The organism is Paenibacillus sp. FSL H3-0286 (genome assembly GCF_045040705.1).
GTDB lineage: Bacteria > Bacillota > Bacilli > Paenibacillales > Paenibacillaceae > Paenibacillus_AQ > Paenibacillus_AQ odorifer.
Genome location: NZ_CP150285.1, coordinates 4,165,004 through 4,180,569 on the forward strand (window position 1 = coordinate 4,165,004; position 15,566 = coordinate 4,180,569).

At 44.7% G+C, this 15,566-nt stretch carries 10 protein-coding genes; 3 read left to right on the forward strand and 7 right to left on the reverse strand.

Going from position 1 to position 15,566, the window contains the following annotated elements; genetic code table 11:
• Window positions 1-22 precede the first annotated feature (22 nt).
• Window positions 23-1,768 carry a glycoside hydrolase family 35 protein gene (locus MHB37_RS18720; protein WP_405168356.1) on the reverse strand — a complete coding sequence of 582 codons (1,746 nt, stop codon included), beginning with the start codon at window positions 1,766-1,768 and terminating at the stop codon, window positions 23-25.
• 154 nt (window positions 1,769-1,922) lie between these two features.
• Here MHB37_RS18720 and MHB37_RS18725 point away from each other — a divergent pair, with 154 nt between their 5' ends.
• The gene (locus tag MHB37_RS18725) at window positions 1,923-3,377 is read left to right on the forward strand and encodes a sulfatase (RefSeq protein WP_076281662.1); all 1,455 of its coding nucleotides are present in this window, start codon (window positions 1,923-1,925) and stop codon (window positions 3,375-3,377) included.
• 72 nt (window positions 3,378-3,449) lie between these two features.
• On the opposite strand, the gene MHB37_RS18730 is transcribed toward MHB37_RS18725, so the two are convergent.
• The 5 genes from MHB37_RS18730 to MHB37_RS18750 form a co-directional block, all read right to left on the reverse strand.
• Window positions 3,450-4,949: an arylsulfatase gene (locus MHB37_RS18730; RefSeq protein WP_076280215.1), complete on the reverse strand. Its 1,500-nt coding sequence runs from the start codon at window positions 4,947-4,949 to the stop codon at window positions 3,450-3,452.
• A 15-nt stretch (window positions 4,950-4,964) separates the two neighbouring features.
• Window positions 4,965-6,860, reverse strand: coding sequence for a family 20 glycosylhydrolase (locus MHB37_RS18735; RefSeq protein WP_405168357.1), 1,896 nt, complete (start codon window positions 6,858-6,860; stop codon window positions 4,965-4,967).
• 121 nt (window positions 6,861-6,981) lie between these two features.
• Window positions 6,982-8,613 (reverse strand): extracellular solute-binding protein, encoded by a 1,632-nt coding sequence (locus MHB37_RS18740; RefSeq protein WP_076129725.1) that lies wholly within the window; start codon window positions 8,611-8,613, stop codon window positions 6,982-6,984.
• A gap of 57 nt (window positions 8,614-8,670) precedes the next feature.
• Window positions 8,671-9,570, reverse strand: a complete 900-nt coding sequence (locus MHB37_RS18745) for a carbohydrate ABC transporter permease (RefSeq protein ID WP_076129726.1) — start codon at window positions 9,568-9,570, stop codon at window positions 8,671-8,673.
• Window positions 9,571-9,594: 24 nt separating this feature from the next.
• On the reverse strand, window positions 9,595-10,563 hold the full coding sequence (locus tag MHB37_RS18750; RefSeq protein WP_076194905.1) for a sugar ABC transporter permease: 969 nt from the start codon (window positions 10,561-10,563) through the stop codon (window positions 9,595-9,597).
• Window positions 10,564-10,812: 249 nt separating this feature from the next.
• Here MHB37_RS18750 and MHB37_RS18755 point away from each other — a divergent pair, with 249 nt between their 5' ends.
• Together MHB37_RS18755 and MHB37_RS18760 are read left to right on the forward strand one after the other, a co-directional pair.
• Complete coding sequence (locus MHB37_RS18755; RefSeq protein ID WP_076182358.1) at window positions 10,813-12,252, forward strand: response regulator; 1,440 nt, start codon at window positions 10,813-10,815, stop codon at window positions 12,250-12,252.
• Window positions 12,239-14,017, forward strand: a complete 1,779-nt coding sequence (locus MHB37_RS18760; RefSeq protein WP_036688197.1) for a sensor histidine kinase — start codon at window positions 12,239-12,241, stop codon at window positions 14,015-14,017. The genes MHB37_RS18755 and MHB37_RS18760 overlap by 14 nt, the downstream gene beginning before the upstream one ends.
• An 81-nt stretch (window positions 14,018-14,098) precedes the next feature.
• On the opposite strand, the gene MHB37_RS18765 is transcribed toward MHB37_RS18760, so the two are convergent.
• Window positions 14,099-15,487 carry a sulfatase gene (locus tag MHB37_RS18765; RefSeq protein WP_341086891.1) on the reverse strand — a complete coding sequence of 463 codons (1,389 nt, stop codon included), beginning with the start codon at window positions 15,485-15,487 and terminating at the stop codon, window positions 14,099-14,101.
• Between the last annotated feature and the right edge of the window lie 79 nt (window positions 15,488-15,566).

A 15,566-nucleotide genomic window follows, 5' to 3' on the forward strand; every position in this document is an offset into this window, starting at 1 on the left:
ATACTTCCTCACCCGTTAAATATCATGTGAGCTCCGGTGTATCCACAAAAGTAACCACTGGCTCCATTACGCCATGTAGTTCGAATAAGATTAGCTCGTTATCACCTTGACGCAGAAGCGGCGCTGGTAAGTACAGTGTTTTAGTGGGACCTTGCTCCCAGTAGCGCCCTAAATTAAAGCCGTTTATAAAAACCTGACCTTTACTCCATCCATCCAGCTGCAAAAAAGTATCCTCAGGCTTACTGACTTGAAAGCTCCCCCGGTAAAAAGTGGGCTGCTGACATTGCTCGCAATCTATCGTTGTGAATGATAATCCCTTAAGATGGGTTAAAGGCAAAGAACGAATCGTCCAATCATGCAGGAATTGATAGCCGAGTCTAACGCCACAGGTTATGCCTTTTGGATCACGAAGCAGCGGGCCATAATTTACACGCCCCATATTCTCCACAAGGATGTCGATCTGCAGTCCCTCCGTTGGAACCTCTAATGGAATTCCTCGCGGATCCCAGCGTTCAACTGTACCGACAAAGGCCCCATTCGCGAATACAAGCGCACGATCACGTACTTCTTGAAGGACGAGCTCCGTACTGCTGCGGGGTCCACTGATCTTCGTCGAATACAAAATGAACCCATAATTCTGATTCAGTTTCTCCATTGGCTCGGGACATGCTCTATGTACTGGGTGAGACAAAACGTCTAACTGAGTGAACAGTGGTGCTGCTTCTGTCATCAACACTTTACCATAAGCTTGTGACTTTATTAACGGCGGTAATTCCAGGGGCGGCAACGTTACGTATTTCTCAATTATTGTTCGAGCTGCATAGAATTTTGCAGTTGGCTTACCGGATTCGTCCAGCAGCGTATCATAATCGTAGCTGGTTACGATGGGCTCATATTTGTCAAAAAGATTTGCCCCATTCATAAATCCAAAATTCGTCCCCCCATGGAACATATAGAAGTTAACAGAGGCTCCTAAAGCCAGCATTTCATCCAAAGTCTCCGCTACTTCAGATTCGGGGCGTGTATTATGCGGTTTCATCCAGTGGTCAAACCATCCATTCCAGAATTCCATACACATCAACGGTCCCGTAGGCTGATATTCACGTAGTTTAGCAAAGGCTTCCTTTGCCCGTGAACCGAAATTCACCGTGGCGAACACTCCGTCAATCATGCCCCCTTGGAGCATATGATCTTCAGCTCCATCTGAAGTAAACAGCAGAACGTCCATGCCGCGGGCGATCATTCCTGCTTTTAGATCATTCAGGTAAGTCTTATCACTACCAAAGCTTCCATATTCGTTCTCTACCTGAAGAGCAAGCACAGGCCCACCGTTAGTGCTTAACAAAGGCCGCAGACGTGGAAGCAACTCATCGAAATAGGCATCCAACTTAGATAAATAGACGTTATCATTACAACGCAGCTGTATGTTATTGTCCGCAAGTAACCAAGCTGGCAATCCACCGAATTCCCATTCCGCACAAATATAAGGACTTGGCCGCAAAATCACGTGCAAACCAAGCTCTCCAGCAAGTCTAACGAAAGCCTCGATGTCAGCAAATCCAGCAAAATTGAAGCTCCCCTCTTCTGGTTCGTGTAAATTCCAAGGAATATAGGTTTCAACAGTATTCAATCCACAAGCCTTCAGCTTCAGCAAACGATCCTGCCAATATTCCGGAACGATCCGGAAATAATGAAGCGCACCAGAAAGCAACCGGATGGGTTGTTCGTCTAATGTAAAATGATCCCCTGATATGGATAACTTCCGCATATAATTTCTCCTCCAACATTGAGATAGACTATTTAATTATAGGTAATAAAAATATCAACCCATATGGACGATTCTAATGAAATATATGGAGAATTCATTGGTTGCTAGAGGCTTTTGTGATGCTATACACTATATTCATAGGGGGTTGTTACGGATGTCAAAAAGAACTCATATTTGGTTAATTACCACAGATCAAATGCGTGCGGACGCACTAGGTATCGAAAACGCTTCCGTACTGACACCTGAGCTTGACAAGCTTGCTTCGGAAGGCACACTCTTCACTGGTGCTTACTGCGCTAGTCCTGTTTGCACGCCTTCACGTTCTTCCATTTTTACAGGCAGGTATCCGCATGTTCACGGTGCCTGGAACATCGGTACCACACTCAGAGAAGACGAACTTACCTTATGCGATCATTTAAAGAAAGCGGATTATAAAACCATCGGTATAGGAAAGATGCATTTCCGCCCTCAGATGAAGGGGGACTTTTCACAAGAATATGAAGAGCCTGCTTATCGTGACCGCGGAAGAGCTTCCGATGGAACGTACTACGGATTTGATGAACATCATATTACGGAAGACAATTGTATCGGGGAATATATGGAGTGGCTTAGAGAGCGCAACCCTGAAGCGGCAGAACGTTTCAGCAAGGACCGTTACAGAGCTTCTAATGCTCAAAACGATGTGTGGGAGAGCGAAATCCCTCCAGAGCTACACCAGTCATACTGGATTGCTGAACGGAGCATCGATGTGATCCTCTCTCACAAAACCGAACAACCGCTATTTTTATGGACCAGTTTCGTCGATCCACATCACCCTTTTGACCCTCCAAAAGCTTACGCGGATATGTACGCTGACACTGACATTCCATCTCCAGCCAGCGAAGCAGACGACGTGCATCTTCGTCCTCCACATCTGCTGCGTCAGAGTCAGGGAGGATATTGGCCTGGTGGCGGTGAGGAGCATTCTCTTAATGAAGCGCATATGAAACGGCTCACCCGAAATTATTATGCGATGATTACCTTCATTGATGAGCAGATCGGACGTATTATAAAAGCTTGGCGTCAAAAAGAAATGTACGATGATGTAGTCATCCTCTTCACCAGCGACCACGGAGAACTGCTCGGTGACCATGGGCTGATTTACAAAGGGCCGTGGTTTTATGAAGGGTTAACACGAATCCCGATGATCGTACGCGGTCCTGGGATTGCTTCCGGGCAACGGGTCCCTGCTTTAATGGAACATGTTGATATTGTCCCCACACTGCTTGCAGCCGCAGGTCTCAAAACTCCCTACGGAATTCAAGGTGTGTCACAGATGGAGGTGCTGGCTGGAAGAGAGTCCCATGTGCGTAATTCTGCCCTAACCGCTTATATTGCTCATGATCGCGGCATTAACGCTAAGTGTTTGCGTACAACACGCTATAAGCTGGTAATCTTCGCAGGTGAGACCTACGGTGAATTGTATGATTTGAAAGAGGATCCTCATGAGAACTCCAATCGTTTTGAAGATCCCGATTATAGAGATATTCGCCATTCGATGGTTGAATTGCTCGTCCATCGAATGATTCAAGATCAGGACCCTTTGCCTGAACGCCGGAGTAGCTGGTAAATTCAATAACCTTTCTTTCTATCCTTAACAGACTTAGGGCAACCTGAAAGTTCAGGTTGCCCTAAGTTATGATTATTCCCCCAATTGGGATGCCTTTAGAATATGAGAAATTGGGCGTCCGGCAATCCATTCGCCGTTGTTTACAAACCCTTCCTCTCGTCCCTCCAGCTCGTGAATAAGACGCTCTCTCCATTCTTTTATGCGCTCGAATTTATCAATACAGCCTATCGCATTAATCTTCTCTGAGGGGTCTGCCGCTAAATCAAAATACTGCTCTTCCCCTGTCTGAGAATACCAAATAAATTTCTCTCTTCCATCCGTTAAGAAGTGGTGGGACTTTTCTCCATAGGCTTGTTCCCCATGAATATAAGATCGCCACAATGTCTGATCTCCCCTGCACAGCGGCAACACACTTTGCCCTTCTACTGTAAATGGTATTTGGACGCCAGCAGCTTCAAGAAATGTGGGCATAATATCGCGAAGCTCTACAATGGAATCAAGCCGGGAGCCGGCAAGAAGTGCAAGCGTTTCTCCCGGATCAAACACTATGAAAGGAATCTTAGCACTTCCTTCATAAGGAAGAGATTTCCGGAAGTAATGGTGATCCCCCATCATTTCACCATGATCAGAAGTAAATAGAATCAAAGTTTCATTTAAAACACCATACTCCTGCAGCCCATTGATCAACCTCCCAATTTGGTCGTCAAGATGCGTAATTAGCGCGTAATACGCGGCACGGGCACGATCCAATCTGCGCTTTGGCAAATTAGTGAACGAAGAAGTTGGATCCTTAGCTGCGTTTAAGGCAGCACTCTCGTCCACCCAATCTCCGATTGGAGGATCAGGAAATTCCAAGTCCTTGTACATATCTAGATAACATTGTGGCGGATCCAAGGGGGAATGGGGGCGAACGAAGGAAGACCATAGGAAAAATGGTTTCCCAGGATCTCTTCTCCGCAAAAAGTCTAGCGACTCGGTTACGCACCAATTCGTTGGATGCATCGCTTCCGGCAAGTGCCAGGGTCGGGCAACCGTTGAGGCGTTGCAATCGAGGCCTAAGTCAGTGATATCCGAATTGGTATCAGTTTGTCTTCGCAGCCACTGCAAATAATCGTCCACTTGATCATAGTGTTCATCATGGAACGTTTGGTTCTTATCCCGATTGTAGTGAAGATATCCATCATGAAGCACCACATTATGGAATCCACATAGATTACGTGCAGGATACACATGCATCTTACCAACACACTGCGTATGATAACCAGCTTGAGCAAGCTCTCCGGCAATCGTATGGGCGTAATTCCATTCAACCTTATCCTGATAACCAACCCGGCCATGTGATCTTTGCCCCATTCCTGTCATGATAGCAGCCCTGGCGGGAATACAACTGGGGGTAGCCGAATACGCGTGCTCAAATAAGATCCCCCTTGATGCCAGAGCGTCCAGGTTGGGTGTCTCAACGACGGGATGTCCCATAATGCTCAGGCAATCAAAACGCATCTGATCTACGGTGATAAGCAGAAGGTTAGGCTGCTTTGTGCCCTTTTGATTGTCCAGATTAGTATCAATCATAACCTCACCCCCTTCTTAAACCCCAGCGATCACAGATGGTGTTGCAATCGTGTGCCATAAATTCGCACTTATCGCCCTGGGGTTGCCCTCGTCAACAAGGCCGTCGAACGTCAGAAGCTCCTCTTCTAATTCAGCAATCTTTTCCACGTTCCCTTCGACATAACGATTGATTCGATGAATCGCCGTTCTGATTCTCTGAAGCAATCCTCCCATACGAAGATCAAAGACATCAAGACCAAACACCTTATTTTCCTGCTCCCATTGCACTCGATAGTCGTCCATGAATTGTCTGGCCAAATCAGATAATTGTGGCAAAGTCACCTTGGCAAAGTGAGCCAATTCCTCTAAATCTCCACGATGATAAGCTTCGCGTATAGAAATCCCGATTTCGCTCTTTATTTCGAGCAAGCGACACAAGCTGGCTTGTACAGAGAATAAGGATTGCCAAGGCGAATTGCGAGTGATCGCCTGTTCGAGCTTTTCTGCACTTTGCTGATAATGCTTCGAATACGCGCTAGGAATAACATGTCGATCGAACAAACCACATAAAATATCTTGATAAAGCAAGTATTTAGCCGGATTGATAGAACATCCCCCCGGTGCCGAGTTACCCGGAACCAAGTTGGCCGCATCGAGTGCCATAAAGTCATCATAATTGCCTTGCACGCAGCTACTGAATCTTTCTTTGACATGGTTCTCCACGAAACATCTCATGTAGCAGAGCTCCGCCCAAAGTTGAAGGGTAGGAAGAACCGAGAAAACGGAAGCTTCAGCGCCATTATCTCCCCATGCGGTAATCAACACTTCTTGAATTCCATACTTAACACAGCTATCATGAGCCAGCAGACTGACATGGCGACTGAATTCATTGTTTGGAGCGAAGCCCATCCATTTCCAAGCACCACCTGCAAATCCAATATGATCATTCAGCTGCTTATGTTTGCTTAACATCCCGTCGTATTTCTCCTGCGTTTCCGAATAATAATCCCAGTAGATCAAGGTAACATCTTCAGGAATCAGCTTTACAATATCAGGGTTAATTGGACTTTCAGCATCGTAATATTCTCCGGAACTGGCCAGACGGAAAAACATGTCGCTCCACATCATCGTCTGGAAACCATATTTTCTGGCGATCTCCATAACAGTGCTAAAGTGTTTTAACATTAACGAGGAGCGATCCTGATACCCATGCTTATCCAGGTATTTACCAAGTCCCATCATATGAGCTTCGTCCATCCCGATATTTATGCGGCGACTGCTTACATGAGCCGACATAAAAGCAAACATTCGATCAATTAACTCATAAGTTCTGGGATCATCAATAAGGAGAATATCCTGGAAATCCACAAGCGGTGCATGTGCCTGCCATTTCAACGCTTGGCCGAGATGGGCCAGGGTCTGAATACAAGGAACCAGTTCTATGCCAAATAACGCGGCATACTGATCCAGCTCCCGAATTTGATCTCCTGTATATCGGCCTCGCAAATAGCCGAAATAAGGGTATCCCTCCAGTTCGTAGGTGTCTTCCGTATACAACTGAACCGTTGAATATCCCATAAGCGCTAAACGCCGGATCAATTCCTTATATCCTTCATAGTTAAGAACCGCATTTCGCGAACAGTCTACCATGAAGCCTAACTGTTCATAAACCGGCCGTTCATTAATTTCAACTCGTTCTCCACGGCGTACGTTCTCAAGGAATCGGCTGAGTGCCCGGAACAATTGATGCTCCTGTTCATACGCAATGGTGACCTGAGCCTCATCGTAAGATATTTGAATGCCCTTCCCTTGCTTCTTACAAATCACTGGTATCCCTGAGCGTTCCATTCGAATACTCAATATTCCCGCTACTTCTGAAACAGCTGCTAACTGTTTCTCGGTTAACCCTGTCAAGTGAATGCTAAGGTTCATAGACTTTACCCTCCCAATCTTATAAATATGCGGTCAGTAGCGCCGCACAGTCTAAGCCATACTTCAAATAATTAAACGGAAGATCCGGGCTACTAGCGCCCGGATCTTCTCTATTCATCCATTATTCAATACCTTGTTCCTTGGCCTTCTCATTTACTTCCTCTATCATTTTATCAAGACCTTTAGCCTTATAATCGTTCACAATGCTATTCCAGTAACTCTCAACGGGTTCTTTGGAAAGCATGATCTTAAGCAAATCATCATGGTCAAGCACAGTAAATTTATCCTTTGTTGGGGTGGACATATAAGTTAACCGAATGTCGTATTCTGGCACCTTTGTATTGTTCTGAATCCAGTCGATGTAATCGACAGCTTCTTTGCGGATTCCTTCATTAGCAATCGTCGGGTTATCCATGTTATAGCTATCTGAAGTTTCATAAGCCACCAAATTCTTCAGAAATCTGCTAGCTGGATACTTCTCATTTAATGAACCCTTTTCAATGACAACCTTCTGCCCATTTTCGAGCTTATAATCTACACCTTCGATGCCATAAGTCAACAGATCCTTGCCTTCAGGAGACAACACATAATCATAGAGTGCCATGATGCGATCCATCTTTTTATCGTCAATCTTATTGCTGAAATAGCTTTCTGACCAGTATGTTTTAAAGATGGCGTGTGAGCGTTCACCATCAGGACCGATAAGCGGCTTGAGCGCCTTCACACTCTCCGTCATATCCTTATCCGGATAAGCTGTTTTCCAGCGTTTTTCATACATATCGCTATTTAAATTTATGAAACCTCCACCGCTTAGAAGAGCAGCTGCTTTGCCTGCTACGAAATTGTCATAGGACTCTGCTGGTTTGACGAGCGCGATGTCTGGATCGATCAATCCTTTTTCGTACATATTCTTCATGTTTTGCAGCGCTGGCAGCGCATTTTTAGAGAATACAGCAGGGATAAACTTTCCATCCTCTTTGATCCATTTAAAATCACTGCCGCTTCCATCACTAGTAGCAACCGGGTTGCCATACAACCAGAAGAATCCGCCCAGCATCTTGGTAGTTGTCGTCGTAAGACCAGTAACATGCTTGCCTTCCGGATCCGACTTTACGATTGCATCAAGCATGGCTTCAAACTCTTCCCATGTCTCTGGCTCTTTGGTGATCCCAGCCTTTTGAGCAAGATCCCAACGATAGAAGACCATACGATCCAGTGCGCTCCAATCAACACTCGGGAACATCCGGCGAGGCACAGTATAATACTTTCCATCTACTCCTAATCCTTTAATATCTGGGGATTCGAAGTATTTTGCAAGGTTTGGATACTTTGAAAGATCCGGGAGCGCTTTGACAACGCCTTGATTCACCCATTTGCGCTGATATTGCGTGCCGACGGCGTCGATCGCGAAAATATCTGGCAATTGGCCGGAAGCGGCCCACATTTGAATCTTCTGGGTATAGTCATCCCAAGACAAATTGACAGGTTTTAGTGTGATGTTGAATTTCTCCAATACTTGTTTAGCGATCGGGTCCTTTTCGATGTTAGCAATCTCGGCATCCGCATCCCAAAACCCAAGAGAAATGGTCATTGGATCCTTGTAAGGATTATCCGTGGAGTTAGAAGAATTCGGAGATGTTTCACCGTTTGAACCAGCCTGCCCTTTGCCGTTATTGCCTCCACCACAAGCCGTGAGTACTGAAGCCAACAAAGTTATACATAATGCCAATGTCATTATTTTCTTTCTATGCATGCTTGAAACCTCCCTTTATACTATTTTAGGATAGAATCAATCTATTTAAAATGTTTCTTATCCTTTTATTGAACCCACCATAATCCCTTTATTAAAATGCTTCTGCAGGAACGGATAAACAACAATAATCGGAATACTCGAAACTACAATCGCTGCCATTTGAAGTGCAGGTGTGTAGACCTTCCCCGTCTGCTCCTGCTCGGCCATCGTTTGTGCCATTTGGCTTAGCAAGGAATTCGAAGTAATGAGTGTCTCCCGCAGATAAATCTGAAGTGGTGCTTTTGCAGCGTCACTGATAAAAATCAGCGCATACCACCATTCATTCCATCTTTCCACAGCATAGAACAAAGCAAAAGTCGCCATGAATGGAGCAGAGATCGGAATAATGATTTTGAAAAGAATGTACAGATCATTCGCCCCGTCCAGCTTAGCCGATTCTTCCAAGCTTTCTGGAATGGTATTGAAATAGTTTTTCATAATGATTAGATAAAACGTATTGAGACCCGCGGGGATGATCATGACGAGTATATTGTTTACGAATCCTAGATCCTTGACGACTAAGTAAAAAGGAATTAAACCGCCATTGAAAAACATAGTGAACAAGATCAAGCTGAGCATTATGTTTCTGCCGGGCATACCCCGCTTGGATAATGCGTAAGCTCCCGCCACAGAGATTGTCATACTGAACAACACGCCAACCACAGTTACGATGACAGAATTAAAGATGGAAGTCCAAAACTTCATATCCTGAAGCAAAAGCTTGTAAGCGGACAGGTCAAACGAAAGCGGAAAAATATAAAAGTCACTTTTACTAATCGCTTCGAACTTTGCCACAGAGATAATAAGAACATTATAGAAAGGAAAAAATGTTACTATTGCTAGGAGCCCCAGAACCACGAATGCGACGATATCGAAGACACTCCACTTTTTTCTCTTTTTAACCGTTGTGTCGGTCACTTGCTTCTCCCCTTTTCCTGCAGATTAATACAGCCCTTCCTCGCCCATCTTCTTAGCGAACGTATTGGCCGCCCATAAAAGGATTAGGCTGATAATGGACTTGACGACACCCACGGCGGTCATATATCCAAAGTCTCCTCCAATCGTGAAGGAAGTCCGATAAATGTAAGTATCGATCGTGTCGGCAACCGAATATACCGGCGAACTATACAGGTTGAAAATTTGCTCAAAGCTCGAACCTTGGGTTAGTAGTTGTCCAACTTGAAGGATTAACAGAACTGCGACTGTACTCTTCAAACCCGGCCATGCGATGTTTAGCAAACGGCGAAACCGGTTCGCTCCGTCCACTTCAGCCGCTTCAAACAGCTCAGGATTGATCCCTGCCAGAGCCGCCAGGTAAATGATTGAATCCCAACCGATCTCTCGCCACACATGCGTGATATACAGAACGGGTCTGAATGCACTTTCATCGACAAGAGGAGAATTCGGATCTCCACCAAACAGCATGATGATCTGGTTATAAATCCCGTCCTTGCTTAAAATATTGATAATAATCCCCGACAGTACAACCCACGATATAAAATGCGGGAACGTCAGGATCGTCTGAAAAAACCGCTTCATTTTTGTCCTGGAAAACTCATATAAAACAATCGCCAGGATAATGGGCATCGGGAAATGAGTGACCAGCTTCATCAAGCTGATAATGACCGTATTCCAAAACGCCTTGCGAAAATCGGGGTCGGTCAGCAGCGTTTGAAAATTCTCCAACCCAACCCAAGGACTTCCCAGAATCCCCTCACTGTAATTAAATGTTTTGAACGCTAGCGTTACACCGTACATGGGAGCATAGCTGAAGAGGGCATACCAGATTAACACCGGTAGAACCATGAGGTAAAAATACTTGTACTGTAAAATCGTTTTTCCTAAACTTTGCTTTGGAGCACGAGTTTTTAAGTTTCGTTTAGGCGTACGAGCGGTTACAGAATCAGCCAATCTTCTCCCCACCTTTCTGTATGAGTTTGTTATGCTTGTAAGCGATTTATATGGTAAATTATATCGGGAGTGTAAATTCTCTTGTATAGAGAATACAACTCCGATCATGTGGATTTTTCACACCTTTGCGGGAGACCTTCCTGTGGCACGTAATATCGGACATAGTGAGCGTAAGATCGTCCATACCCCCCTTGGTCCACAATCGCTAGGATAAATCTAAGAGCTCTATAAAGAGAGGGGGATTCACTTATGCGTTCAGTAATTATTGCAGATGATGAGAAGTGGATTGTAGAAGGAATTAAAGCAGGAGTGAATTGGAAGAAATACGGCTTTGAAGTGATCGACGATGCCGAAAACGGGCAAGAAGCCCTTCAACTAATTCAATCGCTTCGCCCCACCCTTGTTCTAACAGATATCAAGATGCCTGTTATGAATGGACTAGAGCTCATTCAACGTGGCAAGGCCATCGCGCCGGATACGATCTTTATCGTACTCAGCGGACATGCCGAGTTCGCTTATGCACAAAAAGCAATGAATTATGGTACTTTCGGATATTGTCTCAAACCCTTTGAAATCGAAGAAATTGAAGGAATGCTCAACCGAATAGCCCAGCAACACGATTCCAAGACAGTTAAAGAACAACCTATCCACGACTTCGAACTTTATGAAGCGGTTTGTTCCGGAGATCTTGAACGAATTAACTTATGGTTGGATGAGAAGAAAATACCCTTGTCGAAAGATACCCCTCATATCCCCATTGTTATCCAAGGGTTAAGTTCACCTGTAGATGTCAGGCAGTTCTCTTCCCTGGTCTTCCCAATGAGCCGCCGTCGGTATGGTTACTTATTGGAAGAGTGCCAATACGAAGTCTTCCTCCAGGGGTTTAAACAAACAGAAGTTGTACAAGAGTGCGGAGTCGGGATCGGTCCTCCTATTTCGGATATACACCAATTGGATGCGTCTTTAGAGTCCGCCTCTCATGCTGCTTTCAGTATGTTCACAACGGGGATGCCCGGATGTTACCGGGTGAATCCACAACAGGAAATACCGATCGACGAGAAGCTCAAAGAGATTTCCCGGATTCTTCATAATAAAGACCGGCTCGGTTTCATAGCAGCCATGGAATCGATAAAGAAATTATTCAAAGAGGGAACGTTCACCATTAAAGAAGCCTATTTGCTCTATACATCGATCCTCTACTTATTTCCTCGGGAAGGGACTCGGGTTAGCGGCCGTTTTTTTGAAGGATATGAACAGCTCTATTATCGGTACGGCACGGCTGAAGCTATGATTGATGATCTGATTCTTATGACACTTGATATTTTTATGAACAGAAACGAATCTGATATTTCACGAATCTCAAACCACAAAGTCAAAGAAATCATGTTATACATCCGCAACCATTTCAATCAAGAAATTTCGATCCAGCAATTAGCCAATCAGTTTTTTTTAAGCCCAAATTACTTATGCCAATTATTCAAAAAAGAGGTCGGCGAGACCATCATCGAACATATCAGTCGTTTACGAATTGAATACGCCTGTAAAATGCTAATCGAAACCAACCTTTCCATTTACCAAATCGGTGAGAAATGCGGTTTTCAGGATTATTTCTATTTCACACGAATTTTTAAGCGGCATCTCAAAATGACACCTACACAATATAGGGAACAAAACAATGAAGACATTTAAGAGACTATCCATCCGTACTCAGGTTTTGCTATTCGGGTTATTTATTGTTGCCATTATCCCAATCATCGTTTCACGAGTCTACCAACTATCAAGCGAGACTATCATTAATCAAAATACGCAATACAATACGGAGCTGGTCTCCCTCCTCAAGCAACGGATTTCTGACAACTATGCCAACGTCTCTTCCATGATGATGAATGTGGGTTACGATTCGACCGTCCAAAAGTTCCTAGTCGAGAATGATAAGCTTCGAGTCTACGATCTATCCCAAAAAGTTGAAGGATTGTTGAGCATCGCCCGAAATATGAACACGGATATCTTAGATATTATTGTTATCGGTAGCTCAAACACACGTATTTCCTTAGCAGGAAGAACAAAATATGCTATCGATCTTATGAAAACAGCTGAGGAGGATGGAATCGTTCATTATCGCGGATACAGTCCTCCAGACAAAGTCATCGACAAGAGAAAACTGCTTTTCGGGATGAACATCTTCGCTTCAGGTGACACGTCCCTATATGGTGAAAAAATTGGCTATCTCGCAGTTATTGTAGATATGAAAGCCATTCAAACTGAAATTTCTGAGTATCCCCGATTGGTCGGAACCAGCTTTTTTATGATGGATGATAAAGGCATGATCTACTCTAATAGCAATGAGCCGGAGGATATGCTCCAGCAGTTTCAAACTCGGGCAACTGGAAGGGATGGAGAGTCCATCGTCGAGACGGTTCATGGAAAGAAATATGCAATTCAGTCCTTTAGCTTACCGGAGATCTCTGGAAAAATCATAACTGCTGTTCCTGTCCATAATTTAATGAAAGAACTGGAGAAATTGAAGAAGGTCAGCTATGCTCTTCTAGCCTTAATCTTGCTGGTCGTCTCTATTCCCTATTCTGTACTTATGATGAATCTCTTAAGACCGTTGTCTAGGCTTATGCGCTATATGAATCAATTAAAGGGTGGAAGTCTGGGGATATTGAACAACAAGGTCGATTTAAAGGGCTATGCTGAGATTGAAATCATCTCTCGACAGTTCAACGATATGACCACACGGATCCACGATTTGACGGACCAATTAATCGATGCTTCAACTCAACTTTATCTGACCGATCTGGAAAAGCAGCGGGCGGAATATTCGTATTTACAAAGTCAAATTAATCCGCATTTCTTAAGCAATACTTTAGATACAATCAAGGGCGTTGCGATCGTAAAAGGAAATCGGGATATCTTCGAGATGACTACCGCCTTAAGCACAATGCTCAAGTACAGCATCAAAGGCAAAGAGGAGGTAACTCTTGGGGAAGAGCTGAAAATCGCGGAATCTTGTGTGAGGATTTACCAAGGCCGTTTCCCGGACAAATTTACTTACAAGCTGTTGTGTCCACAGGAATGGTTACACATTCCCGTGCCTAAAATGATCCTTCAACCTATTGTTGAAAATGCGCTTGGTCATGGGCTTGAGGCACAAGGACAAGGAATTCTGCTGATCTCCGTAGAGAAAAACGAAGCGGGGCTGCTTGAAATCGTGGTTGAAGATAATGGTGTAGGTATCGATACAACAAGACTGGAACAACTTACGGAGTTGCTGGCTGGTAAGAATATAGAATCAGGAGATCATATCGGTCTCCTAAATGTCAATAATCGTCTAAATCTTAAGTATGGCGATCCTTGCGGCGTTCTGCTGTACAGTAAGGAGGGTAGCGGGACGAAGACCGTTTTGAGGCTTCCCGGATCTTTAATAGATCCACAAAAAGCGAGAACATAAATAGGGAGGTTGCCCATTCAGGGCAACCTCCCTTTCATATGTCTTTCATTCGCCGCATTTATTAGGATATTATTAAGCATCCTATAAGGATGCGCTCAGATACTCTTTGGCATGGTAGGGTCCACCTTCCATAAGTACCGTCCATAATGGATCGATATCACAATCCATGGAGCCCATCATATGATCATGCCATTCATTCAACAGATAGACAGCCTCCATACAAACGTCTTTACGCACTTCGGCGAGATTATGTTGTTCATAAGGATCATGCTTCAAATCAAACAGCATTTCTTGCGGGAATCCATGGTGTCCGTCATGATAGGTACGTATATATAACCAATCCGCAAACCGGACGCTGCGTTGACACACATGCGCGCATTGTGAGATTACGAGATACTCACGCCCTCCCAAATTCCCCTCCAAAATAGCACCTGCATAACTTTCACCATCCCAAGAAGCAGCCGCTTTCAAATTCAAAAGGCTCGCTAATGTAGGTCCTAGATCAAGGTGATAATGTAGCCCCTCCTCCACGATTCCCTTCTTGCCCCCTGGCCAGCGAACAATCATCGGAATACGGCAAGTCGCCTCGTCTGCTGTGCCATGTTCGGAGTAAATTCCTAGTTCACCCAGACTCTCTCCATGATCCGCAGAGATCAAGATAGCCGTATCTTCCATCACGCCAAGTTCTCTCAGCTTAGAAAAAACTTTCCCGAGATGCTCGTCCAGATACTTAACTCCAGCATCATAGTTGTCAAAGATAACACGCAGGTCATCACGGTTCTCTATCTCCTGCTGATGCCTGAAATGCTGCTGATAATGCGATTTCGCGAGCGCATTCATATCTTCAATACTATGCTGCCCCTTCTTATTTCGGTGAAGCTCAAACACTTCTTCCGTGATCCAATCGGGTAAAGGCTCCTTCTCGAACGGATTACCGTAGCTCTCGGGTGTACGATAAGGTGTATGCGGATCCCAGAAATTCAGGTGCAGAAACCAATTTTCGGACTCCCCGTTATCCTCAATCCATTTAAGTGCCACTGGAAGCACCTGCTCTGCCGTCTCATGCCCTCTGCCACCAACATTAAACACTTCTTGGAACCCGGCGTTAAAGGTCCACGCCGAGTGTCGTTCGGAGAAGGTGCTGATCGATGCGGTTTTCATCGCCGCTTGCCTTAATATAGCCGGAAGGCTCTCCATCCCCAGACGGTCATTGAATTCACGTTTGGCTCCTTCTCTACGCATATCAGCAGCGGTTCCGCCATGCCCTACAATCCCATTATGAATGCCAAATCGCCCCGACATTAAAGCGGAACGAGACGGCAGACAAGGAGCATCTGAACAATAGTAGTTGGTAAAGGTGACACCTTCTTTAGCGATTGAATCGATATTCGGGGAGGTATTCCGATGATAGCCATAACATCCCAGATGGTCCGGGCGAAGCGAATCCAAATCCAAATACAAGATTCTCATGAGTTATTCCCTGCCTTTCCTTTTCATCGAAATGGTTACGCTCGATTCGGGCAGCTTAGAATGATCTGCTCATGCTTAT

Excerpts from the sequence above, each read along its gene's own strand:
- MHB37_RS18720 (WP_405168356.1), bottom strand. The coding sequence starts at position 1,768 with ATGCGGAAGTTATCCATATCAGGGGATCATTTTACATTAGACGAACAA.
- MHB37_RS18725 (WP_076281662.1), top strand. The coding sequence starts at position 1,923 with ATGTCAAAAAGAACTCATATTTGGTTAATTACCACAGATCAAATGCGT.
- MHB37_RS18730 (WP_076280215.1), bottom strand. The coding sequence starts at position 4,949 with ATGATTGATACTAATCTGGACAATCAAAAGGGCACAAAGCAGCCTAAC.
- MHB37_RS18735 (WP_405168357.1), bottom strand. The coding sequence starts at position 6,860 with ATGAACCTTAGCATTCACTTGACAGGGTTAACCGAGAAACAGTTAGCA.
- MHB37_RS18740 (WP_076129725.1), bottom strand. The coding sequence starts at position 8,613 with ATGCATAGAAAGAAAATAATGACATTGGCATTATGTATAACTTTGTTG.
- MHB37_RS18755 (WP_076182358.1), top strand. The coding sequence starts at position 10,813 with ATGCGTTCAGTAATTATTGCAGATGATGAGAAGTGGATTGTAGAAGGA.
- MHB37_RS18760 (WP_036688197.1), top strand. The coding sequence starts at position 12,239 with ATGAAGACATTTAAGAGACTATCCATCCGTACTCAGGTTTTGCTATTC.
- MHB37_RS18765 (WP_341086891.1), bottom strand. The coding sequence starts at position 15,487 with ATGAGAATCTTGTATTTGGATTTGGATTCGCTTCGCCCGGACCATCTG.